The 25,537-nt window shown below is 65.2% G+C and carries 22 protein-coding genes and 1 other RNA gene; 12 read left to right on the forward strand and 11 right to left on the reverse strand.

Annotation, left to right across the window (positions count from 1 at the left end):
• The first annotated feature begins 58 nt into the window (after positions 1 to 58).
• A complete protein-coding gene (locus tag EG244_RS04730) occupies positions 59 to 658 on the forward strand; it encodes an SH3 domain-containing protein (RefSeq protein WP_124963858.1) in 600 nt (199 codons plus the stop codon).
• A gap of 3 nt (positions 659 to 661) precedes the next feature.
• Here the strand turns inward: EG244_RS04730 and EG244_RS04735 are convergent, their stop codons facing one another.
• From EG244_RS04735 to EG244_RS04755, 5 genes are all read right to left on the reverse strand, one after another.
• Positions 662 to 973, reverse strand: a complete 312-nt coding sequence (locus EG244_RS04735) for a c-type cytochrome (RefSeq protein WP_124963859.1) — start codon at positions 971 to 973, stop codon at positions 662 to 664.
• Between the two features lie 94 nt (positions 974 to 1,067).
• The gene (gene rpoD, locus EG244_RS04740) at positions 1,068 to 3,068 is read right to left on the reverse strand and encodes an RNA polymerase sigma factor RpoD (protein ID WP_124963860.1); all 2,001 of its coding nucleotides are present in this window, start codon (positions 3,066 to 3,068) and stop codon (positions 1,068 to 1,070) included.
• 92 nt (positions 3,069 to 3,160) lie between these two features.
• Complete coding sequence (dnaG, locus tag EG244_RS04745; RefSeq protein WP_124963861.1) at positions 3,161 to 5,116, reverse strand: DNA primase; 1,956 nt, start codon at positions 5,114 to 5,116, stop codon at positions 3,161 to 3,163.
• A gap of 119 nt (positions 5,117 to 5,235) precedes the next feature.
• A complete protein-coding gene (locus EG244_RS04750) occupies positions 5,236 to 6,399 on the reverse strand; it encodes an alpha-hydroxy acid oxidase (protein ID WP_124963862.1) in 1,164 nt (387 codons plus the stop codon).
• A 106-nt stretch (positions 6,400 to 6,505) separates the two neighbouring features.
• Positions 6,506 to 6,991, reverse strand: coding sequence for a peroxiredoxin (locus tag EG244_RS04755; RefSeq protein ID WP_124963863.1), 486 nt, complete (start codon positions 6,989 to 6,991; stop codon positions 6,506 to 6,508).
• A 77-nt stretch (positions 6,992 to 7,068) separates the two neighbouring features.
• On the opposite strand from EG244_RS04755, the gene EG244_RS04760 reads away from it, so the two are divergent.
• The 3 genes from EG244_RS04760 to EG244_RS04770 all read left to right on the forward strand — a co-directional run bounded on the left by EG244_RS04760 (position 7,069) and on the right by EG244_RS04770 (position 9,286).
• The gene (locus EG244_RS04760; RefSeq protein ID WP_124963864.1) at positions 7,069 to 8,268 is read left to right on the forward strand and encodes an NAD(P)/FAD-dependent oxidoreductase; all 1,200 of its coding nucleotides are present in this window, start codon (positions 7,069 to 7,071) and stop codon (positions 8,266 to 8,268) included.
• An 83-nt stretch (positions 8,269 to 8,351) separates the two neighbouring features.
• Positions 8,352 to 8,921, forward strand: coding sequence for a 16S rRNA (guanine(966)-N(2))-methyltransferase RsmD (gene rsmD / locus EG244_RS04765; protein ID WP_124963865.1), 570 nt, complete (start codon positions 8,352 to 8,354; stop codon positions 8,919 to 8,921).
• Entirely contained in the window at positions 8,921 to 9,286 is a 366-nt protein-coding gene (locus EG244_RS04770; RefSeq protein WP_124963866.1) for a YbaN family protein, read from the forward strand. The genes rsmD and EG244_RS04770 overlap by 1 nt, the downstream gene beginning before the upstream one ends.
• 14 nt (positions 9,287 to 9,300) lie before the next feature.
• Here the strand turns inward: EG244_RS04770 and EG244_RS04775 are convergent, their stop codons facing one another.
• The 4 genes from EG244_RS04775 to EG244_RS04790 all read right to left on the reverse strand — a co-directional run bounded on the left by EG244_RS04775 (position 9,301) and on the right by EG244_RS04790 (position 15,950).
• Positions 9,301 to 12,552 (reverse strand): efflux RND transporter permease subunit, encoded by a 3,252-nt coding sequence (locus EG244_RS04775; RefSeq protein WP_124963867.1) that lies wholly within the window; start codon positions 12,550 to 12,552, stop codon positions 9,301 to 9,303.
• Positions 12,553 to 12,565: 13 nt separating this feature from the next.
• Positions 12,566 to 13,774 (reverse strand): efflux RND transporter periplasmic adaptor subunit, encoded by a 1,209-nt coding sequence (locus tag EG244_RS04780; RefSeq protein WP_124963868.1) that lies wholly within the window; start codon positions 13,772 to 13,774, stop codon positions 12,566 to 12,568.
• 158 nt (positions 13,775 to 13,932) lie between these two features.
• Positions 13,933 to 14,031: signal recognition particle sRNA small type (ffs, locus tag EG244_RS04785), an RNA gene on the reverse strand.
• 17 nt (positions 14,032 to 14,048) lie between these two features.
• Positions 14,049 to 15,950: a 5'-nucleotidase C-terminal domain-containing protein gene (locus tag EG244_RS04790; protein ID WP_158617237.1), complete on the reverse strand. Its 1,902-nt coding sequence runs from the start codon at positions 15,948 to 15,950 to the stop codon at positions 14,049 to 14,051.
• Positions 15,951 to 16,176: 226 nt separating this feature from the next.
• On the opposite strand from EG244_RS04790, the gene nudC reads away from it, so the two are divergent.
• The 8 genes from nudC (at position 16,177) to EG244_RS04830 (ending at position 23,605) form a co-directional block, all read left to right on the forward strand.
• Positions 16,177 to 17,145 carry an NAD(+) diphosphatase gene (gene nudC / locus EG244_RS04795; protein WP_124963870.1) on the forward strand — a complete coding sequence of 323 codons (969 nt, stop codon included), beginning with the start codon at positions 16,177 to 16,179 and terminating at the stop codon, positions 17,143 to 17,145.
• A 67-nt stretch (positions 17,146 to 17,212) separates the two neighbouring features.
• The gene (locus EG244_RS04800; protein ID WP_124963871.1) at positions 17,213 to 17,677 is read left to right on the forward strand and encodes an SRPBCC family protein; all 465 of its coding nucleotides are present in this window, start codon (positions 17,213 to 17,215) and stop codon (positions 17,675 to 17,677) included.
• A gap of 93 nt (positions 17,678 to 17,770) precedes the next feature.
• Entirely contained in the window at positions 17,771 to 18,163 is a 393-nt protein-coding gene (locus EG244_RS04805; RefSeq protein WP_124963872.1) for a cytidine deaminase, read from the forward strand.
• Positions 18,160 to 19,464, forward strand: a complete 1,305-nt coding sequence (locus EG244_RS04810) for a thymidine phosphorylase (protein ID WP_124963873.1) — start codon at positions 18,160 to 18,162, stop codon at positions 19,462 to 19,464. Before EG244_RS04805 ends, EG244_RS04810 begins: the two co-directional genes overlap by 4 nt.
• Positions 19,465 to 20,661, forward strand: a complete 1,197-nt coding sequence (locus tag EG244_RS04815) for a phosphopentomutase (protein WP_124963874.1) — start codon at positions 19,465 to 19,467, stop codon at positions 20,659 to 20,661.
• A complete protein-coding gene (locus EG244_RS04820; RefSeq protein ID WP_124963875.1) occupies positions 20,658 to 21,635 on the forward strand; it encodes an adenosine deaminase in 978 nt (325 codons plus the stop codon). The genes EG244_RS04815 and EG244_RS04820 overlap by 4 nt, the downstream gene beginning before the upstream one ends.
• On the forward strand, positions 21,632 to 22,276 hold the full coding sequence (gene upp / locus EG244_RS04825; RefSeq protein ID WP_124963876.1) for a uracil phosphoribosyltransferase: 645 nt from the start codon (positions 21,632 to 21,634) through the stop codon (positions 22,274 to 22,276). Before EG244_RS04820 ends, upp begins: the two co-directional genes overlap by 4 nt.
• Before the next feature lie 78 nt (positions 22,277 to 22,354).
• Positions 22,355 to 23,605, forward strand: a complete 1,251-nt coding sequence (locus tag EG244_RS04830) for an SPOR domain-containing protein (protein WP_124963877.1) — start codon at positions 22,355 to 22,357, stop codon at positions 23,603 to 23,605.
• Positions 23,606 to 23,700: 95 nt separating this feature from the next.
• On the opposite strand, the gene EG244_RS04835 is transcribed toward EG244_RS04830, so the two are convergent.
• Positions 23,701 to 24,729: a hypothetical protein gene (locus EG244_RS04835; protein ID WP_124963878.1), complete on the reverse strand. Its 1,029-nt coding sequence runs from the start codon at positions 24,727 to 24,729 to the stop codon at positions 23,701 to 23,703.
• Between the two features lie 113 nt (positions 24,730 to 24,842).
• Entirely contained in the window at positions 24,843 to 25,535 is a 693-nt protein-coding gene (gene phoB / locus EG244_RS04840) for a phosphate regulon transcriptional regulator PhoB (protein WP_124963879.1), read from the reverse strand.
• Positions 25,536 to 25,537: the final 2 nt, after the last annotated feature.

Here is a 25,537-nt window from a genome sequence, read left to right on the forward strand (position 1 = left end):
TCGCTTTCCTTGCTCTTCCGGCGGTCAGACGGGATGATGGGCGCAGAGGGAGGATCCGATGAAATCCATGTTCTTAGCCTTATCGCTTTTGCCCGCCATCGCCTGGGCAGAGCCTGTGGTCCTGCCGGAGCTTTATAACGTCACCGGTGTCGGGGCGGGGGATATGCTCAATATCCGCGCCGAACCCTCGGCCAGCGCCCCGATCCTCGGGCGTCTTGCGCCTGACCGCGTGCAGATTGAGGTGACGGGGCAGTCTTCTGACGGGGCCTGGGCGCAGATCAATGCGGGCGAGGGCAGCGGCTGGGTGGCCATGCGCTATCTGAGCTTCCCCGGCTCTCTCTGGCAGAGCGGGCAACTGCCCGAGGGGCTGGCCTGCTTTGGCACGGAGCCCTTCTGGGATCTGCGTCAAAGCGGCAGCAGCCTGCATCTGCGCAGCCCTGACAGCGGTGAGCAGAGTTATGCAATCACCTCGGTCAGTGATCGGGGCTTTCCCGAGGACCGGATCCGCGCGGTTCAGGCCGGTGATCTGACGGCGGTGATCTTTCCGCAGGACTGCTCGGATGGCATGTCTGAGCGCAGCTTTGCGCTGCAGGTGGTGCTGTCGCTGCGGGGTGGTGAGCGGCCGATGCTCTCGGGCTGCTGCTCGATTGCGCCCTGAGGTTCAGCGAACCTGAATCGAGTCGAGATAGAGCAAAAGCGGCTCGATCTCATCGGCTTCCAGCACGAATTCCGGCATCTCATGGCTGACGGCAATGCCCTCGGCCAGTGCTTCTGCCAGATAATCAATCGGATAGAGCCGCGCCACAAACCGAAAGGGGATCGAGCGCGGGTTCGGGCTGTGATCCGTGCTGCCCACCGCATGGCAGCGCGCGCAATTGGCCTCGGTAAAGGCGCGGCCTTTGGCAAGGGCGGCCTCATCGGCAGGGGCGGGCGTGGCAAGGAAGGGCAGCAGCAGAAGGGGCAGGGCGCGCATGGGGTTCTCCGTTCCCGGGCCTTCTGCCACAGCCCGGCAGAAAGCAAAACGCCGGCTCTGAGGACAGAGCCGGCGTTGTTGCATTTTCAGCAGATTACTGGTCGAGGAAGCTGCGAAGCTTGCGCGACCGCGAGGGGTGCTTCAGCTTGCGCAGCGCCTTGGCCTCAATCTGACGGATCCGTTCGCGGGTCACGCTGAACTGCTGGCCGACTTCCTCAAGGGTGTGGTCGGTGTTCATGCCGATGCCAAAGCGCATCCGCAAAACACGCTCTTCGCGCGGGGTCAGCGAGGCGAGCACACGGGTCGTGGTCTCTTTCAGGTTTTCCTGAATCGCCGAATCCAGCGGAAGAACCGCGTTTTTGTCCTCGATGAAATCGCCGAGCTGGCTGTCTTCTTCGTCCCCGATCGGGGTTTCCAGCGAGATCGGTTCTTTGGCGATCTTCATCACCTTGCGAACCTTCTCCAGCGGCATCTGCAGCTTTTCGGCCAGCTCTTCCGGGGTCGGCTCACGGCCGATCTCATGGAGCATCTGACGGCCGGTGCGGACCAGCTTGTTGATCGTCTCGATCATATGGACCGGGATACGGATGGTCCGTGCCTGATCGGCGATCGAGCGGGTGATCGCCTGACGGATCCACCAGGTCGCATAGGTCGAGAACTTATAGCCGCGGCGGTATTCGAACTTATCCACGGCCTTCATCAGACCGATGTTGCCTTCCTGGATCAGGTCGAGGAACTGCAGACCGCGGTTGGTGTATTTCTTCGCAATCGAGATCACCAGACGAAGGTTGGCTTCCACCATTTCCTTCTTAGCCTGACGGGCTTCTTTCTCGCCCTTCTGGACCTGGTTCACGATGCGGCGGAATTCCGAGATATCGACGCCGATATATTGGCCGACCTGGGCCATATCGCCGCGAAGCTCTTCGACCTGGGCGCGGTTCTTTTCAATCAGCGCCGTCCAGCCGCGGCCGCCTTTGGCGGACATGCGGTCGATCCAGGTCGGGTCCAGTTCGTAGCCCTGGTATTCCTGGATGAACTCCTGGCGGTTGATGCGGGCCTGATCCGCCAGCTTCACCATGCCCGAGTTGATCGACATGATCCGGCGGTTGATACCGTAGATCTGGTCGACCAGCGCTTCGATCCGGTTGTTGTGCAGGTGCAGCTCGTTCACCAGCATAACGATTTCCGAGCGGAGCTTTTGATAAGCGGCCTCATCGGCGGCCGAATATTTGCTCTTTTCGGACATCGTCGCGGTCATCCGCAGATCCTGCATTTCTGCAAGGGTCTCATAGTCGCGGGCGATGACTTCCAGGGTTTCGAGAACCTTGGGCTTCAGCGCCGCTTCCATGGCGGCAAGCGACATGTTCGACGCGTCATCGTCGTCCTCATCGTCATCGCCGCGCGACAGAAGATTTCCGTCGGCGTCATATTCCGGCTCAGACGACGTGCGGCGCGGGGCTGCCGAGGCCTCGGCGCTGCCCGGCTCGATGCCCTCGATCTCAGCGCCTTCGAGGCCTTCCTCCCCCTCGACCGAGCGGCCGAAGGTCGCTTCAAGGTCGATCACGTCGCGCAGAAGAATGTCTTCCGACAGAAGTTCGTCGCGCCAGATCGTGATAGCCTGGAAGGTCAGCGGGCTTTCACAAAGCCCGGCGATCATGGTGTTGCGGCCGGCCTCGATGCGCTTGGCGATGGCGATTTCGCCCTCGCGCGACAAAAGCTCCACCGAGCCCATCTCACGCAGATACATCCGCACCGGGTCATCGGTGCGGTCCAGCGTCTCAGACTGCACGCCGGCAATCGCGATCTCACGCGAGCCCGAGCCGGTTTCCACCAGCTCACCCGCGGTCTCGCCTTCTTCGACTTCTTCTTCCTCGATGACGTTGATGCCCATTTCTGAGAGCATCGACATAACGTCTTCGATCTGTTCCGATGCCACCTGCTCGGGCGGCAGAACCGTGTTCAGCTGCTCGTAGGTGATAAAGCCCCGCTCACGCGCATCGGCGATCATCTTCCGGACAGCAGCCTGGCTCATGTCCAGGGTGATTTCGGCGTCCTGTTCGGCCGGCTTGACGTCGTCGGTGTCCTTCATCGCCATGGATGCTCCTTACGCGCGTATGGCCCGGTGAGTCGCGAATCACCCGGGCCCGATCTTTCACTCAATACCGCGAATCGCGGCGAGGGGAAGCCTCAGCTCCGCTTCTTTACCCAAACCTGCGAATCAATGAGGCTTTGCAGGTGGCCTGAAAGGGCAGAACGGTCTTCACCAAGGTCACTCGAATCCTCATTACTCACTCGTCCGGCCCGGTTGACGGCCTCTGCCGCCTGTCCGAGCCGCCATGTCAGGCCCTCATCGGCAAGGGCCTCAACTTCATCCATCGCTTCCGCAATTTCCCGCCGTGCGGCACGGCGGGCTTCCAGCTTGGCGAATTCCTCAGCAAGGCACATACGTGCAGAACTGATATCTGACGGATTTCGCAAAGCCGGAACAATAGAGACATGGCGCATGGCCATCAGGGTTTCAAGGTCACCCGCCCCGAGGGAGCGGATGATTTCTTCCGGCCGCTCGGTCAGCAGCGCCCGAAACAGGGTCTGACGCAGAGACTGACAGACCGGATCAAGACAATCCATCATCGAAAGCGAAGTTTCGAATTCCGCCATCAATGCCGGGAAATGGGCCAGCAGCGCAAGGATCACCGCTTCGCGCAGACGCTCTTCGACGGCGGTGCCTTCCGAGGCCAGCAGCGAGTTGAGTGCGCCGGGGCTGGGCGCGATCGCCTGTGGCGCTGTGCCACGCCCGCCTGGCGCGTTGCGCGGGCGCAGATGCTTGGGCGGCAGGAAGCCGCGGGGGGCGGCCACACCGGTGCCAAAGAGCTCTTCGCGCAGGCGTTTGAGTTCCAGCCCGTAATGCGTCCGGATCGAGGGATCCGCGATCTTGCCCAAAAGCGTGCGCAAAGATTTATCGAGTGCTGCGCGGCGCTCGGGGCTGTCGATGACCTTGCCTTCGGTCTCGCGGGTCCAGATCAGCCGCGCCATGGGCTGGGCCTTCTTAAGGACGCGCTGGAAGGCCTGGGGCCCCTCAGCCTTGATCAGATCATCGGGGTCCAGCCCCTGGGGCAGCACCGCAAAGCGCAGACCCTTGCCCGCGACCAGCAGCGGCAGTGCCAGATCAATCACCCGCAGCGCGGCACGGGTGCCCGCGGCATCGCCGTCGAGCGCGATCACCGGCTCATCGGAGATGCGCCACAAAAGCGCCAGCTGATCGGCGGTGACGGCGGTGCCCAGAGGGGCCACCGTGGCCTGAAAGCCCGCCTCAGAGAGGGCGATGACATCCATATAGCCCTCAGCCACCACCAGGGGCTGGCCCTTGCCAGCCGCCTCCCGGGCGGGGCCGTGGTTAAAGAGCGAGCGGCCCTTGTCGAAAAGCGCGGTCTCAGGCCCGTTGAGGTATTTCGCCTGAGCATTGGGATCAAGCGCCCGCCCGCCCAGCGAAATCGCACGGCCCCGCGCATCGCGGATCGGAAAGATCACCCGGCCGCGGAAACGGTCAAAGGGCGCGCCGCCGTCATCGGGCTTGATGGCAAGGCCCGCTTCCACCACCTGCTCAGGGGTGAAGCCTTTGGCGATCAGCGCCTGGGTCAGGCCGTTGCGGATATTGGGCGCCCAGCCGATCTGCCAGCGGTCCTGGGCCTGCTCGGTCAGGCGGCGGCGGGCCAGATAGTCGCGCGCCTGCTGGCCCTGAGAGCCGCGCAGCATCAGGCGGTAGTGCTGAACCGCGGCTTCCATGACTTCCGTCAGCTTGCCGCGTTTGTCGGCGACCTGGGCGGCCCTTGGGTCGCGGGCAGGCATCTGCACCCCGGCCTCCCGGGCGAGGATCTCCACCGCCTCCATGAAGGCGACGTTTTCGCTGTTCATCACAAAGGAGACAGCATCGCCCTTGGCCTGGCAGCCGAAGCAATAATAATAGCCCTTGCGGTCATCCACATGAAAAGACGCAGATTTTTCCTGGTGAAACGGGCAGGGTGCCCACCAGTCGCCCTTGCCCTGGTTCGACTTGCGGGGATCCCATGTGACTTTGCGCCCGACGACCTGTGCGAGCGACAGTCGGTTGCGCAGTTCATCAAGGAAACCAGGGGGCAGGGACATGGGGGAATTATAAGCCGGGTTACAGGGATTGGCACCCTGTGCTTTCGCAAAGTGTCAGAGAGAGCCGCAGAGGGCAGCCCGGTCTTCTAGACCGGAGCCGCCTGGCCTGCAACGGGGCTTCAGCTGTAGCGGGTAAAGAAGCCCTCAGGGACCAGCAGGTTGTCGCGGCGGATGTTGTGAATGTCACGCTCACCGCACAAAGCCATGCTCAGATCCAGCTCACGCCGGATCAGTTCCAGCGCGGTGGTCACACCCTTTTGCCCCATGGCACCCAGGCCATAGACGAAAGAGCGCCCGATATAGGTCCCCTTTGCCCCGAGTGCGAGCGCCTTCAGCACGTCCTGGCCCGAGCGGATGCCGCCATCGAGATGGACCTCCACCTGATCGCCGACCGCATCCATGATCGCAGGCAGCATCCGGATGGAAGACAGCGCCCCGTCGAGCTGACGCCCGCCGTGGTTTGAGACCACAATGGCATCGGCCCCGACTTTGGCGGCCATCTTCGCGTCTTCGGCATCCAGGATCCCCTTCAGGATCACCTTGCCGCCCCACATCTCTTTCAGCTTCGCGATCTTGTTCCAGTCAAGCTGGGGATCAAACTGCTCGGCGGTCCAGCTCGACAGCGAGGAGGTATCGCCGACATTCTTCGCGTGACCGACGATATTGCCAAAGCTGCGCCGTTTGGTCTGCAGCATCCCCATGCCCCAGCGCCAGCGCAGCGCCAGATCGGCCAGGGTCGCAGGCGTCAGCTTCGGCGGCGCGGAGAGGCCGTTTTTCAGATCCTTATGGCGCTGCCCGAGGATCTGCAGATCGAGCGTAATCACCAGGGCCGAGACTTTCGCCGCCTTCGCCCGCTCAATCAGGCGGCGCACGAAATCCTCATCCCGCATGACATAAAGCTGAAACCAGAAGGGCCGCGTGGTATGGGCGGCGACATCTTCCAGCGAACAGATCGACATGGTCGAGAGCGTGAAGGGCACGCCAAAGGCTTCGGCCGCGCGGGCGGCCAGGATCTCACCATCGGCATGCTGCATCCCCGTCATACCCACCGGAGCCAGCGCCACCGGCATGGTGACATCCTGGCCGATCATCTGCGAGCGCAGGTTGCGGTTCGACATATCCACCGCCACTTTCTGGCGCAGACGGATCTCAGAGAAATCGGCGGTATTGTCGCGGAAAGTCTGCTCGGTCCAGGCCCCGGATTCGGCATAATCGTAAAACATCTTCGGCGCGCGGCGCTTGTAGATGCGGCGCAGATCTTCGATGCAGGTGATAGCGGCCATCGGTCCCTCCGGTATTTTTGCCAAGCTTTGCCAGGCCCGTGGGCAGGCTGCAATGAAAAAGCGGCCCCCCCTGCGGGAGGCCGCCTGTCACAGGTCTGAAACCCGCTCAGATTTCGGCAAGAAGCGCTTCGCCGCCCGAAATCTCGCAGACGCCGGGGCTTGCTTCCAGCTGCAGTTTTTCGACCACGCCATCAACCACATACATCGCATAGCGCTTGGAGCGGCCGATCAGACCCGCTGCCGCGCCGTCAAAGCTCAGCCCCAGGGCTTTGGTGTAATCGCCCGCGTCTGACAGCATGGTGATGCCCGCTGCCGTAGCACCAGTGGCCTCGCCCCAGGCTTTCATCACGAAGACATCGTTCACCGCGACGCAGACCACTTCGTCCACGCCTTTGGCTTTGAACTGATCGATGGTGCGCACAAAGCTCGGCACATGGGCCGAGTGGCAGGTGGGGGTGAAAGCGCCCGGCACCGCGAAGATCACGACCTTGCGGCCTTTGGTGAGAGCGCCGGTCGAGACCGCTTCGGGGCCATTGGCGCCCAGACGGATCAGATTGGCCTCAGGCAGTTTATCACCGGCAGAAATGGTCATCGGGGTCTCCTCGCGCGTTGCATTTGACAGGGAGCAAACTATAGGCTCCAACCTCGGTTTGACCAGAGGGGGCGCATATGGATGTGGTGATAGTCGGGGCCGGTCAGGCCGGTGCGGCGGCGGCGGCGAAATTACGTGCGCTGGCCCCTGAGGCAGGGATCACGCTGCTGGGTGCGGAACCCGCGGCCCCCTACCAGCGCCCGCCGCTGTCCAAGGGCTATCTGCTGGGCGAGATGCCGCTGGAGCGTCTGATGCTGCGCGCCCCCGATTTCTGGGAGTTGCAGCGCATCGATCTGCGCACCGGGGTTGAGGTGAGCGCGATCGACCGGGAGGCCAAAGCGGTTGAGACCTCTCAGGGGCGCTTTTCCTATGATCATCTGATCCTTGCCACCGGCTCGCGCCCGCGGCGCTGGCCGGCGGATCGGGGGGGCGATCTGGCGGGGATCTATCCGGTGCGTGCGCTTGTCGATGTGGATGCCATGGCCCCCGAATATGCTGAGGGCCGCCATGTGCTGATCCTTGGCGGCGGCTATATCGGGCTGGAGGCTGCGGCCGTGGCCCGCAAAAAGGGCCTGCGGGTGACGCTGGTCGAGGCGGCACCGCGCATCCTGCAACGTGTGGCCGCACCCGAGACCTCGACCTGGTTTCGTGACCTGCACCAGGCGCGGGGCGTTGCGATCATCGAAGGCACCGGGGTCGAGCGTCTGACCGGAGCGGCGGGCCGCGTCACCGGGGCCGAGCTGGCCGATGGCCGTCACATCGCCTGTGATTTCGTGATCCTGGGCATCGGCATTCTGCCTGAGACCGGCCTCGCCGAAGCGGCGGGCCTTATGATCGACAACGGGATTGCCACCGACCTGCGCGGGCGCACCTCGGATCCGGCGATCTGGGCGATCGGCGATTGTGCAAGCTTTCCCACCGTAGCCGGGCGCATCCGCCTGGAATCGGTGCCCCATGCCATCGATATGGGCGACTGCGTGGCGGCGGATCTCGCGGGGCAGGGTGCGGATTATCAGCCAAAGCCCTGGTTCTGGTCGGATCAATATGAGGTCAAGCTGCAGATCGCGGGGCTGAACACCGGCTATGACCGGGTGATTGTGCGCGATGCGCCACCCGCCCGCTCGCATTGGTATTACCAGGGCGGGCGTCTGCTGGCGGTGGATGCGATGAACGATCCGCGCGCCTTCATGATCGCGCGCCGTTTGATTGAGGCGGGCCGCAGTGCCGATCCGGCGCTCGTTGCCGATCCGGCAACGGATCTCAAAACCCTGATGTGACCTGCGACACCTGAGAGCGCCGCCGCCGCCTTTCGCGCGGCGGCCATCGCGGCTATGGTCGCGGCGAATTTCGGAGAACCCCCATGCGCATCATTTCCGGCCAGTTTCGTGGCCTGCATCTGGCCGATGTCGGCGAAGGCGATCAGGCGGCGCATCTGCGCCCGACCACCGACCGCGTGCGCGAATCGATCTTCAATCTGCTGGTGAACGGCAATTACGGCGATCCGGTGCGCGGCGCCCGCGTGCTTGATCTCTTTGCCGGAACCGGTGCGCTGGGCCTTGAGGCCCTGAGCCGCGGTGCGGTGAAGGTCGCCATGGTCGATGACGGTGCCGCCGCCCGCGCGCTTCAGCGCCGCAATGTCGAGAAGATGCGCGCCATGGGCGTGACCGAGATCTGGCGCCGCGATGCCACGCGCCTCGGGATCAACCGCGGTGCGGGCTATGATCTGATCTTCCTCGATCCGCCCTATGGTCTGGGTCTGGGCGAAAAGGCTCTCGCCTCGGCGCTGGAGGGCAAGTGGATCGCCCCCGGTGCCATGGTGGTCTGGGAGGAGAGTTCCGCCCCCCTTCTCCCTGCGCCCTTTCAGATGCTCGATCAGCGCAAATATGGCGATACCATCGTCACGCTGCTGCGTATGCCGGACGCGGGCTGATGCGCGCGCTCTGGGTCGCGCTCGGCGGGCTGTTCTTTGCGCTGGGCGTGATCGGGGCGGTGCTGCCGCTGCTGCCGACCACGCCTTTCATGCTGCTGGCGGCGGGCTGTTTTGCCAAGGGCTCGCCACGGCTCCATGCCTGGCTTCTCAGCCATAAAACCTTCGGGCCGCTGATTTCAAACTGGCGCGCGCATGGCGCGATTCCGCGCCGCGCCAAGGTGATCGCGGTGGCCATGATGGCGGTGACCTTCGCCTTCAGCCTGGCACTTGGGCTGCCTGCCGTGGCGCTGATCCCGCAGGCCATTGTGCTGAGCTGCGTGGCGCTGTTTCTCATCACCCGGCCTGAGGGGCCGAAAGCCCGCTGATCTGAGCCCCGGCCTCAGCCCTCTCCCGGCTTTGCGGCAGGGGCGTCTTTTTCAAGCGCCAGCAGCCTGCGGGTCAGCTCTTCTGCGGGCAGCGCCTCAATCTCTTCTTCTTTCGGGCCGATCAGCCCGCGCATCAGCCGTGAGACCAGCCGCGACAGATCATCCATGATCAGATAAAACGCCGGCACCACCACCAGGCTCAGCACCGTTGAGACGATGATCCCGCCGATCACCGCCGTGGCCATGGGCGCGCGGAACGAGCCGCCCTCGCCCACCCCAAGCGCCGAGGGCAGCATCCCCGCCGACATCGCGATAGAGGTCATGACGATAGGCTGCGCGCGCTTGTGACCGGCCTCAATCACGGCGGCAAAACGCTCCATCCCGCGGGCGCGCATCTCGATGGCGAAATCGACCAGCAGGATGGCGTTTTTCGTCACAATCCCCATCAGCATCAGAATCCCGATCAGCACCGGCATCGACAGCGCCGAATTGGTCAGGATCAGCGCCCCCGCCACGCCGCCGATGGCCAGCGGCAGCGACAGCAGGATGGTGAAAGGCTGAATGACCGATTTGAACAGCAAAATCAGCACGGTCAGCACGAACAGCAGCCCCATGATCATGGCGTTGACGAAGCTGACATTCAGTTCAGCCTGAATTTCGGCATCGCCTGATTCCGCCACGCGCACGCCCTCGGGCAGATCGACGCTTTCGAGGATCTCTTTGAACCGCGCCGTGGCGGTGCCAAGCGCCACCCCCGGCGGCAGGTTCGCCCCGATGACCGCCCGCCGCTCGCGGTTCAGGCGGTCAATCAGCGAAGGGCCTTCCGAGAGCGTGATCCCCGCCACCGCCGAAAGCGGCACCGATATCCCGCTGGCCGCGACCACCCGCAGCGCCGCAATGCGCGAGGGGTCACTGCGGGTTTCATCATTCAGGCGCACCCGCACCGGGATCATCCGATTGTCGATCGAAAGCTTTGCCAGCGCCGCATCGGCATCCCCGATGGTGGCCACCCTGAGCACACTGGCCATGGCGGCGGTGGTGATCCCCAGCCGCGCGGCCTCTTCCATGCGCGGGGTGATCTGCAGCTCAGGCCGCGGCAGCGCGCCTTCGGTCGAGACATCGGCCAGCAGCGGCTCTCCCACAAAGGCCGCCTCAAGGCGCGAGACGGCTTCAGCGAGGGCCGCCTCATCCTGGCTCAGGATCGAGAAAGAGAGTTCCCGCTCACCCCGGTCATTGAGTTTGATCGCCCGCACATCCGGGATCGGCGCGAGACGGTTGAAAATCTCGGTCTCAATGGCGCGCTGGTCACGGATGCGGCCCTGAGGCGCCATGACCGGCACCAGATTGCCAAAAAGCGGCAGCCGCCGCGCCAGATTGGCCACCCGGTAACTCAGCCGGTGATCGAGTTTCTCCAAAAGCACCGTGATGGTGGCGCGGCGGATATCGAGATCGCCCTTGGGCGAAGCGCCGCCCAGAACGAAGATATTCTCAATTCCTTCAATGTCGCTGATCGCGGCGACCATGGCATCGGTGGTCTCGCCGGTGCGGGTCAGGGTGCTGCCGGGGGGCAGTTCGACGGAGATGGACACCCGGCTCACATCCTCGGGCGGCATGAACTCACCCGGCACCTGAAGCATGAAATGAACCGAGACGACCAGCGCGCCAATCCCCGACAACAGCGTCAGATAGCGCGCCGGAATGAACAGAAAATGACCCGAGGTTGAACGGCGGACAAAGCGCAGATAGCTGCGCATGAAGATCCCGTCCTGCGGGTTTTCGTCATGGGCGGCGTCTTTTTCGCGCATGAGATAGGCGGCCATCATCGGCGTGATGAGCCGCGCCACCACCAGCGAGAACAGCACCGAGATCGCCACCGTCATGCCGAACTGCCGGAAATACTGCCCCGGAATCCCTGGCATAAAACTGACTGGCACAAAAACCGCCACGATGGTGAAGGCGGTGGCAATCACCGCAAGACCGATCTCATCGGCGGCCTCGATGGAGGCGCGGTAGGGGCTTTTGCCCATTCGCATATGTCGGGCGATGTTTTCGACCTCGACGATGGCATCATCGACCAGGATCCCCGTCGCCAGCGTGATCGCCAGAAAGGACACCAGGTTCAGCGAGAAGCCCAGAAGCTCCATCACAAAGAAGGTGGGCACCGCCGACAGCGGCAGCGCCACCGCCGCGATCAGCGTGGCGCGCCAGTTCCGCAGGAAGGCAAAGACCACCAGAACGGCCAGCGCCGCCCCTTCAATCAGGGTGTGGAGCGCGCTTTCATAATTGCCATAGGTGTAGAAAACCGTGTCATCGACCAGGCTTACGGTCACATCGGGGTGAGAGACGGCCAGCCCCTGCAGGCCCTCAGCCACCGTTTCAGCCACCGTCACCTCAGAGGCTCCCTTGGCGCGGAAGACCGCAAAGGTGACCACAGGATCGCCGTTGAAGCGCGAGAAGCTGCGCAGTTCCTCGTAGGTGTCGCGCACCACGCCCAGTTCCGACAGCCGCACATGCCGCCCGCCGCCCACGGCGATCATCGTCTCCGAGAGGTCGCGCACGGTGGCGGCATTGCCGATGGTGCGGATCGCCTGCTCGGATCCCGCCAGTTCCGCCCGGCCCGAGCCGATATTGCTGTTGGTGGCGCGCAATTGCTGGCTGACGGCCTGAGCGGTCACCCCCCAGCTGTCGAGCAGCAGGGGATCAAGCTCAATCCGGATCTCGCGGTTGGCCCCGCCATAGCGGTCGATCCGCCCGATGCCGGGCTTGCCCTGAAGGGCGCGCTTGATGGTATCGTCGACGAACCACGACAGTTCCTCGATGGTCATGGCGGGGGCCGAGACCGCAAAGGTCTGGATCGCCTGGCCCTCAACGTCGATCTTTGAGACCACCGGCACTTCCGCATCGGCAGGCAGGGAGGAGCGCACGCGGTCGACCGCGTCCTTCACATCCTGCAGCGCGCGGTCGGTGGTCACATCCATGCGGAACTCAACCGAGGTGGTCGAGACGCCATCCTGCACCTTGGAGAAGACGTTTTTGACGCCCGCGATGCCCGCGACGGCATCCTCAACCTCGCGGGTGACCTGGCTTTCCAGCTCCGCGGGGGCGGCACCGTTCTGCGCCACCGTGACCGCGACCAGCGGCACGTCGATATTCGGGAAACGCGTGATCGGCAGGGCATTGAAGCTCTGCCAGCCCAGCAGCATCAGGATCACAAAGGCCAGGATCGGCGCGACGGGGTTGCGGATGGCCCAGGCAGAGAAATTCATCGCGCCGCCTTCTCTATTTCGTGGTTTCTGCGACCGGGGTGATCTGATCGCCCTCGCGCACGAAGGATCCGGCGCGGGCGACCACCGTCTCGCCCTCTGTCAGACCGCTCAGCACTTCGACCAGATCGCCGTCGCGAATGCCCGTCGTGACGGGACGGCGGCTGACGCGGCCTTCGGTGTCCACCACCATCACAAAAGCGCCCCTCGTGCCCGTGGTCACCGCCGTCAGCGGCAGGGTCAGCCCTTCGCGCGCGGCAATCAGCACCACCGCTTCCCCATACATCCCCGCGCGCGCGGTGCCCGGTGCATCCAGCGCCAGCCGCGCATAGCCAAGACGGCTGCTGAGATCGAGGGCGGGCTCCACCAGCCGCACGGTTGCGCGCAGCGTTTCGTGCTGGCCGGGCAGGCGCAGATCGGCCGCCTGTCCGGGGGCGATGCGCAGCAGATCCGTGGCGCTCAGTTCGGCCCGCAGCTCTAAAGCGCCGTCGCGCATCAGCGTGAACATCGGCGCCCCGGCGGCACTGGCCACGCCGCCGACCTGGGCGTTGCGGGCAACGATCTCGCCCGCAACCGGTGCGCGGACTTCGGTGCGTGAAAGGTTCAGCTCCACATTGGCAAGCTGCGCCGCGGTGGAATCGGCCTGGGCCTTTGCGGCCTCCAGCGACTGGCGTACCACAGTGAGCCGTGCCACGGCTGAGACAGAGGCGGTTCTCGCCTGATCGGCGGCCGCCTCAGAGGCATTGCCGCGCTCCTGCAGGCTGAGGACCCGGGTGGCGGCACGTTCGGCCTCAGCCAGCGCGGCTTCGGCGTCGGTGACCTGCGCTGCGGCCTGGGCCACCGTGGCATTGGCCGCCGCCACCGAGGCGACGAGCTGGCTGCGGTTCAGCTCTAGCGTGGTCGGCGAGAGCCGTGCCAGCACCTCACCCGCCTTCACAATCTGACCAACCTCTGCCAGAAGCGCCTCAACCGACTGCCCTTCGATGAGGGGCGTGACCAGCACAGTCTCCTGAGCCTGGATCAGCCCGCCGGTAAAAATCCGGTCGCGCAGGGCGGCAGGCCGCACGGCGACCACCGAAATTGCCGGGCGGTTCACGGTGGTTTCGGGCGCAGGCATCGCAGGGGCTGCCGGAACCGGGGGCGCAAAGGCCATCACAGCCGCGCAGAGGGCGGCGGAAAAGGGCAGAGAGCTGCGGATCGTCGGATGTCGTGAGGGGGCAGTCATTCCAGGCGTTCTCCGCAGGCGATCTTGCAATCAGACCGTCGGGAGATAGGGGGCCTGCCCCACGTGCGTCAATGGGCCGCGAGGGGAAGTGATACGAATGCGCATCACCTTACGCAGGGTAAGGGGCGAATGCATCAGTTGGGAGAGTGTGGGGGGATAGGTGAGAGACCGGACAGCGACCCAGACGGGGCTCGTTACGGCTGCTTCCTTCCGGACCTGACCGGGTTGGCGAGGCGCCTGCCCGCGCCAGCCTCTCGACGCTGCAGATACGCTGTCAGTCTGCCGGATGCAAGGGGCCGATTTCACCCATGTTCATTCGCAGCCGCAAAAATCCGTCCGGCTCGTTGCCCAGGCTTTCAAAGCCGCGCCGCGGCAACAGGGCGATGGCGCAGGGTCCGGTTTCAAAGATCGCCGTGGCCTCCGGGACCGGCGTGAAGGACCAGGGCGTGGTGGCTGCGGCGCGGTAGGCCCCGTTGCGGGTGAGAAACTCTTCCACAATGCGCCCGATGGTCAGCGCGGTGTCAAAAAGCACCCGTCCTTCGGGGCCGGTGGCGGGAAATCCGCCGCCCCCCGCCGCCCGGTAAGAGGTGGTGGCCAGAAGGAAGCTGTCACTCTCCCGGACCGGGAGGCCCTCGCAGCAGAGGTTGCGGATACGGGGCCCCGGGCCGCTGAGGTCGATCTCATAGGTCAGGCCGCGGATGACGTCGAAATTATAGCTCGCCCAGTCATCGGCCAGCAGTGCCATGTCGCGGCTGCCCGGAGGGATCGTATTGAAGGCCCGCGCCGAATGCTCCAGCCAGTCGGCCAGCTCGCGCCCCGTCAGCCGCAGAGCGCGCAGCTCATCGGGGAAGGGACAAAGGGCTGCCACATCGCGCGCCAGCACCGGGCCGGGGGGCAGGTTGGTGTAATGCGAAGGTCCGCGCCGCCCGCCTGCCCGCCAGGGCGAGGCTGCGGCCAGGAGCCGCGCCGTGCCGCGCTCGGCCTGGGGCAGGCGGCTTTTGAGATACCATAGCATGGCATCGGTCACGAGGCCGGTGACGGGGCAGTCGCCCGTCATGGCGAAATAGCTTGAAAGGTGGCTCTCACTGCGCCCGACCGCGCGGTCAAGATGGCTGACCGTGGCCTCATGGGCCTGCAGGCAAAGGGCTGCAAATTCGGGCGACAGCCCGGCCGAGGCGTCGCAGGCCTCGCGAAAACTCATCTCCGGCGGGGGGCCGGCGGAGCGCGGAGGCGTCAGGGGACGGGCCTCGCCGCGCCCGGTCTGCACCTGCCAGCCGCCGCCCGCGCGGGGAGACAGCTCAAGATGCAGCAGGCCGACGTGGCTTGCGCCAAATCCCGGCATGCAGGCCGGCTTACCCGCCAGTGTGCTAGTCTCAATGTCGACGCCCCTGGTTCCGGCAAAATCGGGCCCGGGAAAGACATCATGGGTGTGGCCGGCGACCAGCGCATCGACCCCGGGCAGGGCGGCAATGGCAAGGGCCGCATTTTCATCACTGTCCTGTGCGCCCGGCGTGCCGATCCCGCAGTGGCAAAGCCCGACGATCAGATCCACGCCCGTCTTTTGCATGCCGGCAATCGCGTCACGCGCCGCTGAAATCATCCCCCGCGCCCGGAGCCGTCCGGCCAGCTTTGGCTGGTTCCACATCATCACCTGGGGTGGCGTGACCCCAAAAAGGCCGATTCGCAGACGGCAGGGATTGCCCGCGCTGTCGATCATCTCGCGGTGCAGGATCGTCCAGCCCGCATAGGGCACCGCCACGCGCTCTGCCCCGGTCAGATTGGCGCAGAGCGCCGGGAATTTTGCCTCCGACAGCGCCGCACTCAGCACCCCGAGGCCATAATCGAAATCGTGATTGCCCAGCGAGACCGCATCAAAGCCCGCAAGGTTCATGGCCGCAATCATCGGATGCGCCCGGGCCTTGCCGTGCCGCTCTGCCAGCAGCGCATCGCCCAGGGCCGAGCCCTGCAGGAAATCGCCGTTATCCACCAGAAGCGTATTGCCGCTTTCCGCCCGCAGCCGCGCCAGAGCGCCCGAGACAGCCGCCAGACCGGTGCCGGGTGCGGCGCGATTGGCGTAATAATCCCAGGGGCAGAGTTGCAGATGCAGATCACTCGTCGCCAGAATCGTGAGATTGCAGCGCAGCGGCTGAGGAAATGAAGTTACGGCTGGGATCACACGTCTGCCTGGTAGCTTTTCGGATCGCAAGGAATGAAGTTGCTCAACTGGACGTTTGCGTTACCAGCACTGACACAACCTTGTCAAAAAGTTACACCGCAGAGTTGCGAATGTGCAACATTTTACCCCGCCGAAGCGGGCGGGGGGGCTCACTCTTACCCGCAGAACCCCTTTCCGTTGCGGGTCCGGCATGTCATCACTTTGACCAGACCGGGGAGACAGGCGGATGCAGGCAGCAGAAACGGTGACATTCGGGGGACTTGGCGGGCTTGACCGGGCAGCATGGCTGCGCGGCGATGAGACACGCCAGCGCATTTTGCGCACTTCTCCCACCAGCCGCGTGCTGCCGGTCTGGCGGGGCAGGCCCCTGATCGCCGGAGAAAGCCGCGACGATCTGGGCCTGCTGCCGGTCGATCACCCGGCTCTGCGCGATGCGGGCCTGTGGCTTTTTCTCGGCCAGATCGACGAGCGCGCGATTTTTGCGGCTGAAATGTCGGGCTTTCAGCCGACGGGTGTGGATGCCGCCGCGGAGGTCGCCTTCTTTGATCCCGGCGAGCAGTCGCATCCTGATCTGCCCGGCGATCTGCGCTTTACCGAACTGCGCGGCGTCATGACCGGCCTGTCGCCCCTTGAGGCGGAAATTGCGGCCACGGCGCGCGGGCTTTTTGAATGGCACCGCAGCCATGCCTTTTGTGCGCGCTGTGGTCAGCCCTCTGAGCCTGCGGTCTCGGGCTGGCAGCGCAATTGCACCGCCTGTGGGTCCTCGCATTTTCCGCGCACCGATCCGGTGGCGATCATGCTGGTGACGCGGGGGGATCATCTGCTGCTCGGGCGCTCGCGCGGCTGGCCGCCGGGGATGTATTCGCTGCTCGCAGGTTTCATTGAGCCGGGTGAGACGCTGGAGGCGGCGGTGCGGCGGGAGGTTTTCGAAGAAGCGGGGATCCGTGTCGGCCGGGTCAGCTATCTGGCCAGCCAGCCCTGGCCCTTCCCGGCCTCTCTGATGCTGGGCTGCCACGGCGAGGCGCTGAGCGAAGAGATCGACATTGACCCCGAAGAGCTGGAACATGCTTTGTGGATCAGTCGCGAAGAGATGGTGGAGGTGCTGGCGGGCCGGCACGCTGTGGTGAAAGGCGCGCGCAGAGGTGCGATCGCGCATTTTCTGATGCAGGCCTGGGTCGCGGATTCACTGGATTGAAAGACCTCGGCGACAGAGTGAGCGGGGTTTCCCCCTTACGCGTCGCCCCAATACAGCAGGAGCAGAGATGAAATTCATCACCAGTGAGGAAATCGGGGCACCGGTGGCGGATGTCTGGGCGGTGCTGTCAGATATCGACGGGCTTGAGGCCGAGGCCCGCGCACGCGGCGCAGGTCTGAAGCGGCTGGAGCGCGGGGCCTCTCCGGCCTGGAAGACCGAATTCCGCTTCCGACAGCGCGCGCGTGAGGTTGAATTGCGGATTGCTCAGATCCTCACCCCTGAGCTTCTGGCCTTTGACATCACCGGCAAAGCGGCCGAAGGCTCGGTGCGGCTGGAGCTGCTGCCGCTCTCGCCTTTGCATTGCCGCCTGACCGTTACCTCTGAGATCCGGCCCCGCACGCTGGCGGCGCGGCTCTTTTTGCAGTCGCTGAAACTCGCGCGCAGCGGGATGAACCGGCGCTACCGCGACAGGGTGCAGCAGGGCGCAGCCCTTCTGACCGCCAGGGCAAAGGCGCTGCAGGCCGCGCAGTAACCCTGCGGGCGGGGGGCCGCTTTGGGCCGCCCGCCGCGCTGGACATGGCTCCGGCCCGCAGGCAGTCTGACCGCAGCAACGCGGGGGGAAGGCATGTCACTTTTGCAGGCGGCAACTGAGGTGCGACTGAATGCCTGGGCGCCCTATTCGGGCTTTCGGGTCGGAGCGGCGGTGCGCGGTGCCTCCGGCGCGGTTTATCGCGGCTGCAATGTTGAGAACGCCGCTTATCCCGAAGGCACCTGCGCCGAAGCCGGGGCAATTGCCGCCATGGTCGCCGCAGGCGAGACGCGGCTGAGGGAGGTTCTGGTCATTGCAGACAGCCCGCATCCGGTGCCGCCCTGCGGCGGCTGTCGGCAAAAGCTGGCGGAATTTGGCGGGCCTGAGGTGCAGGTGACGCTTTGCACCACATCCGGGCTGGAGCGGCGCACCACCATCGGGGATCTGTTGCCGGGTGCGTTCGGGGCGACACATATGGGTGCGAAATGAGCTCGGCCCGCGCCATCATTGCCGCGCTGCGCGACGGCGCTGAGCCTTCGCCTGAGGATCTGCGCTGGTTTGCGGCGGGGCTGGCCTCCGGGGCGGTCAGCGATGCCCAGGCCGGGGCTTTTGCCATGGCCGTCCTGTTGCGGGGGCTTTCAGAAGGCGGGCGTGTCGCGCTGACATCGGCCATGCGCGACAGCGGTTCTGCCCTGCGCTGGGATCTGCCAGGGCCGGTGGTCGACAAACATTCCACCGGTGGCGTCGGCGATGTGGTCTCGCTGGCGCTGGCCCCGGCGCTTGCGGACTGCGGGGTCTATGTGCCGATGATCTCGGGCCGGGGGCTGGGTCACACCGGGGGCACCCTCGATAAACTGGAGGCGATCCCGGGGCTGCGGGTCAATTTTGAGCAAGCAGAGTTTCGCGCCATTGTCGCCCGCGAGGGGGCCGCCATCGTCGCGGCCTCGCGCGATCTGGCCCCGGCGGACCGGCGGCTTTACGCGGTCCGCGATGTCACCGCCACGGTTGAGAGCATCGATCTGATCACCGCCTCGATCCTTTCGAAGAAACTGGCGGCGGGACTTGAGGCGCTGGTTCTGGATGTCAAATGCGGCTCGGGGGCGTTTTTGCCCGATGCGGCCTCGGCTCAGGCGCTTGCGCGGGCGCTGGTGGAGACGTCAAAGGGCGCGGGCTGTGCCACGGTGGCGCTGATAACCGATATGGATCAACCGCTGTGCCGGAGTGCCGGGAACGCGCTTGAAGTCATTGAAACGCTTGATCTTCTGACGGGAGCCGAAGACAGCGCCCGGCTGCGTGAGCTGACCATCGCGCTGGGCGGCGAACTGCTGGCGCTTTGCGGCGCGGAGGGCAGCCCGGCGGCAGGGCGCGCGCGGATCAGCGAGGCCCTTTCATCAGGCCGCGCGGCAGAGCGGTTTGGCCGGATGATCGCGGCGCAGGGCGGGCCGTCGGATCTGCTGGCGCGCTACGGTGATCTGCTGCCAAAGGCCCCGGTGGTTCTGCACTGTCCCGCGCCCTTCAGCGGCAGGATTGGCGCGATCAATACCCGTGAGCTGGGCGAAGCTGTCGTCCATCTCGGCGGCGGCCGGCTGCGCGAAAGCGATGCCGTGAACCCGGCCGTGGGGCTGAGTGCGCTGCTCGCGCCGGGCACCGAGGTGCGGGCGGGCGATCCGCTGTGCAGGGTCCATGCGGAGGATGAGGCGGCGGCACATACTGCGATTGCGCGCTTGCAAAATGCCTTTCGGGAGGGCACTCCCGCGCCGGTGAAACTGGTGCAGGATCGGGTCAGCTGAATGGCGCGGGCATTTCTGATTGTGATGGATTCGGTGGGCATCGGCGGCGCACCGGATGCGGCCTTCTTTGGCGATGAGGGCGCCAATACCCTGCTGCATATCGCGCAGGCCTGCGCCGAAGGCCGCGCCGATCAGGGGCGCAGCGGCCCGCTGAAGATGCCGGTCCTTGATGCGCTGGGCCTTGGGCGGGCCGTTCATCTGGCCTGTGGTTCTGCCGCGCCCGGGCTCGTTGCTCAACCTGAGGGGCGCTGGGGCGCGGCGACAGAGGTCTCGCGCGGCAAGGATACCCCCTCGGGTCACTGGGAGCTTGCCGGGCTGCCGGTGCCTTTTGAGTGGACCTATTTTCCCGATGAAACTCCGGCCTTTCCGCCCGATCTGGTGGCAAAGGTCTGCGAGATTGCCGGAACCGCGGGGATCCTTGGCAACTGCCATTCCTCAGGTCTGCGCATCTTAAGCGAGCTTGCCGGAGAGCATCTGCGGACCGGCTGGCCGATCTGTTATACCTCCGCCGACAGTGTCTTTCAGATTGCGGCGCATGAGGAGCATTTCGGTCTGGAGCGGCTTTTAAAGCTCTGCGAGGACCTCGCGCCCTGGCTTCATGAGCGTGGGGTGGGCCGCGTCATCGCGCGCCCCTTCCTCGGCGGGGCCGAGGATTTCCGGCGCACCCCCAATCGGCGCGATTATGCGATCACCCCTCCGGGGCCGACGCTGCTGGATGCGGTCTCCGATGCGGGGCGGGTGACCCATGCCATCGGAAAAATCGGCGATATTTTCTCGATGCGGGGCGTGTCCCATCTGCATAAGGGCAAAAGCGACGCGGATCTGGCCGATCACCTGATCCGGCTGGCGGATGAGGCCGAAGAAGGCGCGCTGATCTTCGCGAATTTCGTCGAATTTGACACGCTTTATGGTCATACCCGCGATGTCGCAGGCTATGCCCGGGCGCTGGAGTGGTTTGATGCGCGGGCAGGGGCCTTCCTTGCCAGGCTGCGCCCTGGCGATCTGGCGATTTTCACCGCCGATCACGGCAATGACCCGACCTTCCGCGGCACCGAACATACCCGTGAGCGGGTTCCGGTGCTTTGTGCCGGCGCGGGGGCGGGGGCGATCGGGCAGTGCGGTTTCGTCGATGTGGCGGCCTCGGTCGCCGCCCATTTCGGGGTGAAAACCCCCGGCCCCGGAAGGAGCTTTCTGTGATCCCGAAATTAGAGTTACACCTGCATCTCGAAGGGGCGGCACCGCCCGCGCTGATCCGCGATCTGGCCGCGCGCCGCCATATCGACATCAGCGGCATTTTTGACGAGCGCGGCCGCTATAAATTCACCGATTTCGCAGGCTTTCTGGCGGTTTATGAAGCGGCGACTTCCGTGCTGCAAAGCCCTGAAGATTACGCCCGCCTGACCCGCGCCGTGCTGGAAGACAGCGCGGATCAGGGCGTGGTCTATGCCGAGACTTTCCTGTCGCCCGATTTTTGTGGCGGCGGCGATCTGTCGGCCTGGCGGGACTATCTGGCAGCCATTGAAGAGGCCGCGGCGCAGTGTGCCGCGCAGGGCGGGCCTGAGCTGCGCGGGATCCTGACCTGCGTGCGCCACTTTGGCCCTGAGCGCGCGAAACGCGCAGCGCTTTGTGCCGCCGAGACGGCGGGGCGCTTTGTCACCGGCTTCGGCATGGGCGGCGATGAGACGGTGGGGGCGCAAAAAGACTACGCCTGGTCCTTTGACTGCGCGCGGGAGGCGGGGCTGGGCCTGACCACCCATGCCGGGGAATGGCGCGGGCCGCAGGAAATCCGCGATGCGCTGCAGGATCTGGGTGTCACGCGCATCGGTCACGGCGTGCGGGCGATTGAGGATCTGGCGCTGGTCGATGAGCTGGCCGAGCGCGGAATCACGCTGGAGGTCTGCCCGGGCTCAAACATCGCGCTTGGGCTTTATCCCGATCTGCGCCACCATCCGATCAGCGAATTGGACCGGCGGGGGGTGAAGGTGACGATCTCAACCGATGATCCTCCTTTCTTTCACACCTCACTCACCCGTGAGTATGAGGGACTCCATGCCGCATTTGACTGGGACGAGGGGCAGTTTATGCGCCTTGGTCACACTGCGCTTGACGCGGCATTCTGTGACACTGATACCAAAGCCCGAATTTTAAAGAAGCTGGAGAGCACCGCATGACCGATTACACCACCGAGCATCTGACCATCGTGTCGCATCCGCTGGTGCAGCATAAGCTGTCGATCATGCGGGATAAAAACACCTCCACCGCCTCATTCCGCCGCCTTCTGCGCGAGATCTCGCTGCTGCTGGCCTATGAGGTGACCCGCAATCTGCCGCTGACCACCCGCCGAATCGACACGCCGATGATGGCGATGGATGCCCCGGCGATTGAGGGCAAAAAGCTGGCGCTGGTCTCGATTCTGCGCGCGGGCAATGGTCTGATGGACGGTATTCTTGAGCTGATCCCGGCGGCGCGCGTGGGCTTCCTTGGCATGTACCGCGACCCCGAGACCCTGCTGCCGGTGCAATATTACTGCAAAGTGCCGGAAAATCTGGATGAGCGTCTGACCATTGCCGTCGATCCGATGCTGGCAACCGGCAACTCCTCGGTGGCCGCCATTGACCTTCTGAAAGAGAAGGGCGCGACGAATATCATCTTCCTGTGCCTGCTGGCCTCGCCCGAGGGTGTGGCGCGGATGAAGGCCGCGCATCCCGATGTGCCGATCGTCACCGCCTCGCTCGACAGCCATCTCGATGACCACGGCTATATCGTGCCGGGCCTGGGGGATGCGGGTGACCGGATGTTTGGCACCAAATAAGGGGGAGTGGGGTAAGCCCCCGCTTTACTCACTGCCCGAATAAAGCCATGATTGCCCCCTGACACCAGGGGGTAGTCTATGTTTATTAAATCGCTTCCGGCCGCAATTGCCGCGGCCATGCTGACTGCGGGTGCTGCCGCCGCGCAGAGTCGTCCTCCCGCCGAAGCGCCGCCCGCAGGCTATGCCGGCCAGCAATATGTCGACAGCCGCGGCTGCGTTTACGTCCGCGCAGGCCATGGCGGCCAGGTCAACTGGGTCGCCCGGATCGACCGCGCGCGCCGCGCCATCTGCGGCCAGACGCCGAGCCTGACGGAAATGGCTCAGGCTCGCGCTGCGCTGAACGCCCCCGCGCCCGCAGTGGCACCGGCCGTGATCCCTGCCGCCCCGCCTGTGGCCGCTGTGGCTGCCGCCCCTGCTGCCGTCCGGGCCCCGCGCACGGCCCCGTCCCGCCAGCAGATCCCGGCGGCGGATTATGTTCCTCCGCCGGTTACCTATGGCGCACCGCGCCCGCTGGCGGCTGCCCCTGCGGCCCCCCGCGCGGTTGCGCCCGCCCCGGCGCCGGCCCCCGTCCGGCTGGCGCAGCGCAGCCAGCCTCCGGCAACCATCGGCGGGCATCCGACCATGGTGGACCGCCGTGTGGGCTGCCCGGCGCAGACCCCGCATGCCGTCTGGTATGAGCTGCAGGACGGGCGCAAAACGCTGCTGTGCTCAAACAAGCCCCATAGTCTGCAGGGTGTGCGCCCCACCGGCGCACCCGGCGTTGCGGTGCAGCCCGCGCCTGTGCAGCCGCGCGCGGTGGCTCCCGCTGCGGCGGGGCGTGGCTATGTCGATCCGCCGCTGGTGGGGGGCACGGGATACCGCGTTTCTTACCCGCAGCGCGCCGATCTGATGACGCCGCCGCCCGGCTATAAATCGGCCTGGAGCGATGACCGGCTGAACCCGAATCGTGGTCCGCGCTCGGCCGAGGGGAATGCGGCCATGGCCCGGGTCTGGACAGAGCAAACCCCGCAGGAGCTGCGCAGCGCGGAGTTCGCGCAGCCCGCGCAGAGCCGTGTAAGCAGTCGTGGCACCCCGGCGACTGTGCCGGTGGCCGCAGCGGCAGGCGGTCGCTTTGTGCAGATCGGCAGCTTCGCGCAGCGGGAGAATGCCGGACGTGCGGTTGCGCGGCTGCAGGGCATGGGACTGCCGGTTCAGGTCGGTCGCACCACCCTGCGCGGTAAACCCGTTCAGGTCGTCAGCGCAGGTCCCTTCGCCTCACCGCAGGAGGCCGCGCAGGCGCTGAACGCGCTGCGCGCGGCAGGCTATGGCGATGCCGTTCTGCGCCGCTGATCCCCCTGACATCACAGCAAAAAGCCGCCCCCCGGGGCGGCTTTTGTCTGAGACCTGAGCCTGCAGCAGCCGATCGGCAGCTGCAGGCTCAGGTCTCAGCGGCTGCAGACGTTTTGCAGGGCCAGCCATTCCGCATCGGGCATCAGAACGCGGGCGCGGGCGGGCGGAACCGGGTCCTTCTCAATCAGCCCGCGCGTGGTCGTGGCGGTCGGATCCAGCGACAGCGCATAGGCGGTGATCGAGACCTGGGCGCGGGTAAACTCGGCCAGAAGGTCCTCGTCGCTCAGGGCAACCGGGCTGGCCTGCAGTTGTTCTGCTGCCTGTTTGCGCAGGGTGCCTGCGGGCAGATCGCCCGTCGCAAGCAGCGTGAGAGTGGGGGTCATCCCGCTGTCCTTCAGCACCCGCACCATCGGATCGGCCTGATCGGTGCGCAGCTTTTCGGCCAGAAGATGGCCCGCCAGAACCTCCGGGGTGTCGTAATTTTCAATCAGGCGGTGATCGACCAGCAGGAAACGGCCCGGAAGATTGGCGCTGCCGCCCTCGGTCAGGCCTTCGCGCAGGATCACCACCTGTACCGTGCCCGAGCCAAAGAGCCGCGTCGTCAGCCGATCCAGCGCCGCCAGCCCTTCACGCGAGGCACAGGGCGCGCCGGTGAAACGGGTCATCTCTTTGAGAAGCGAAGTCCCGATCTGCTGGCGTTTGACAAAAGGCACCACGCGGGTGGTGTGAGAGATCAGCGCATCGGGCAGCCAGAACACCCCGGCCAGCAGGACCGTCGCTGCCAGAACCCCGGTGGTGATAAAGCGAAGCCGGCCACGGCGCGGCCTGCGGCGGGTGATGGCGGTGCGAACGGTCTCAATGGCCTCGATCATCTCGGGCTCTGAGATCTCAATCAGTTCGGCATCTTCTTCAGGACCCGGCGAATAGATCGCCGCCTTATCGCCCGGGTTGCGCCGCTGCAGCGCGGCCAGCGACCAATGCGTCAGCGCCAGCCCGGTGGAGATATCCGATAAAACCAGCGAGGCCTCACCGAAAGAGACCACGACCTCACGGCGCTGCTCTCCGGGAACGGGGCGCCACAGGCCCGTTGTTTCCAGACGGGCGTATTTTTTCAACGCGGTCATATGGTCCCGTCCGGCCTGCCTCTGCCCTGCTTTTTCACGACCTTAGACCATGGTCGGGGGTGTTACAACGGCCCGCCGGAGAACCCGCCGACAGCGCGGCGGGCCGGCATTTTTCAGCCGAGCGCGTATCCGGCCCCGCGCACGGTGCGGATCGGATCTTCGCCGCCGTCCTTCATCAGGTTGCGCCGCAGACGCCCGACATGCACATCGACGGTGCGGGTGTCGACATAGATGTCGCGCCCCCAGACCCGGTCGAGCAGCTGCTCGCGCGACAGCACCCGCCCCGGACGCTCCATAAAGGTCACCAGAAGGCGGAACTCGGTCGGGCCAAGCGAGAGGGCCTGGCCATTGCGCCAGACGCGGTGCTCTTCGGGATCCAGAAGGATATCCTGAAACACCAGCCGCTCTCCGGCAGCCGCCGGGCGCACGCGGCGCAGTTGCGTGCGCAGCCGTGCCATCAGTTCGGCCACCGAATAGGGTTTGACCACATAGTCATCCGCCCCGGTCTCCAGCCCGCGCACGCGGTCGAGCTCCTCAGAGCGGGCTGAAAGCATGATGATCGGGATCGAGCGGGTTTCGGGGCGCGATTTGATCCGCCGGCAGACTTCGATGCCGGAGACATTGGGCAGCATCCAGTCGAGAAGGATCAGATCGGGGACCTCTTCTTCGACCTTCAGCAGCGCCTCATCGCCGTTGAGCGCCTCAACAACGTGGAAGCCCTCAGCGGTCAGGTTGTAATGCAGGACTTCGCGCTGCGCGCTTTCATCCTCAACCAGCAGCACGACGGGCTTTCGTTGGGTATTCATCC

Source organism: Falsigemmobacter faecalis (assembly GCF_003863335.1).
Lineage (GTDB): Bacteria > Pseudomonadota > Alphaproteobacteria > Rhodobacterales > Rhodobacteraceae > Wagnerdoeblera > Wagnerdoeblera faecalis.

Coding starts and splice junctions, on each gene's coding strand:
- EG244_RS04730 (WP_124963858.1), top strand. CDS start 59: ATGAAATCCATGTTCTTAGCCTTATCGCTTTTGCCCGCCATCGCCTGG.
- EG244_RS04735 (WP_124963859.1), bottom strand. CDS start 973: ATGCGCGCCCTGCCCCTTCTGCTGCTGCCCTTCCTTGCCACGCCCGCC.
- rpoD (WP_124963860.1), bottom strand. CDS start 3,068: ATGGCGATGAAGGACACCGACGACGTCAAGCCGGCCGAACAGGACGCC.
- dnaG (WP_124963861.1), bottom strand. CDS start 5,116: ATGTCCCTGCCCCCTGGTTTCCTTGATGAACTGCGCAACCGACTGTCG.
- EG244_RS04750 (WP_124963862.1), bottom strand. CDS start 6,399: ATGGCCGCTATCACCTGCATCGAAGATCTGCGCCGCATCTACAAGCGC.
- EG244_RS04755 (WP_124963863.1), bottom strand. CDS start 6,991: ATGACCATTTCTGCCGGTGATAAACTGCCTGAGGCCAATCTGATCCGT.
- EG244_RS04760 (WP_124963864.1), top strand. CDS start 7,069: ATGGATGTGGTGATAGTCGGGGCCGGTCAGGCCGGTGCGGCGGCGGCG.
- rsmD (WP_124963865.1), top strand. CDS start 8,352: ATGCGCATCATTTCCGGCCAGTTTCGTGGCCTGCATCTGGCCGATGTC.
- EG244_RS04770 (WP_124963866.1), top strand. CDS start 8,921: ATGCGCGCGCTCTGGGTCGCGCTCGGCGGGCTGTTCTTTGCGCTGGGC.
- EG244_RS04775 (WP_124963867.1), bottom strand. CDS start 12,552: ATGAATTTCTCTGCCTGGGCCATCCGCAACCCCGTCGCGCCGATCCTG.
- EG244_RS04780 (WP_124963868.1), bottom strand. CDS start 13,774: ATGACTGCCCCCTCACGACATCCGACGATCCGCAGCTCTCTGCCCTTT.
- nudC (WP_124963870.1), top strand. CDS start 16,177: ATGCAGGCAGCAGAAACGGTGACATTCGGGGGACTTGGCGGGCTTGAC.
- EG244_RS04800 (WP_124963871.1), top strand. CDS start 17,213: ATGAAATTCATCACCAGTGAGGAAATCGGGGCACCGGTGGCGGATGTC.
- EG244_RS04805 (WP_124963872.1), top strand. CDS start 17,771: ATGTCACTTTTGCAGGCGGCAACTGAGGTGCGACTGAATGCCTGGGCG.
- EG244_RS04810 (WP_124963873.1), top strand. CDS start 18,160: ATGAGCTCGGCCCGCGCCATCATTGCCGCGCTGCGCGACGGCGCTGAG.
- EG244_RS04815 (WP_124963874.1), top strand. CDS start 19,465: ATGGCGCGGGCATTTCTGATTGTGATGGATTCGGTGGGCATCGGCGGC.
- upp (WP_124963876.1), top strand. CDS start 21,632: ATGACCGATTACACCACCGAGCATCTGACCATCGTGTCGCATCCGCTG.
- EG244_RS04830 (WP_124963877.1), top strand. CDS start 22,355: ATGTTTATTAAATCGCTTCCGGCCGCAATTGCCGCGGCCATGCTGACT.
- EG244_RS04835 (WP_124963878.1), bottom strand. CDS start 24,729: ATGACCGCGTTGAAAAAATACGCCCGTCTGGAAACAACGGGCCTGTGG.
- phoB (WP_124963879.1), bottom strand. CDS start 25,535: ATGAATACCCAACGAAAGCCCGTCGTGCTGCTGGTTGAGGATGAAAGC.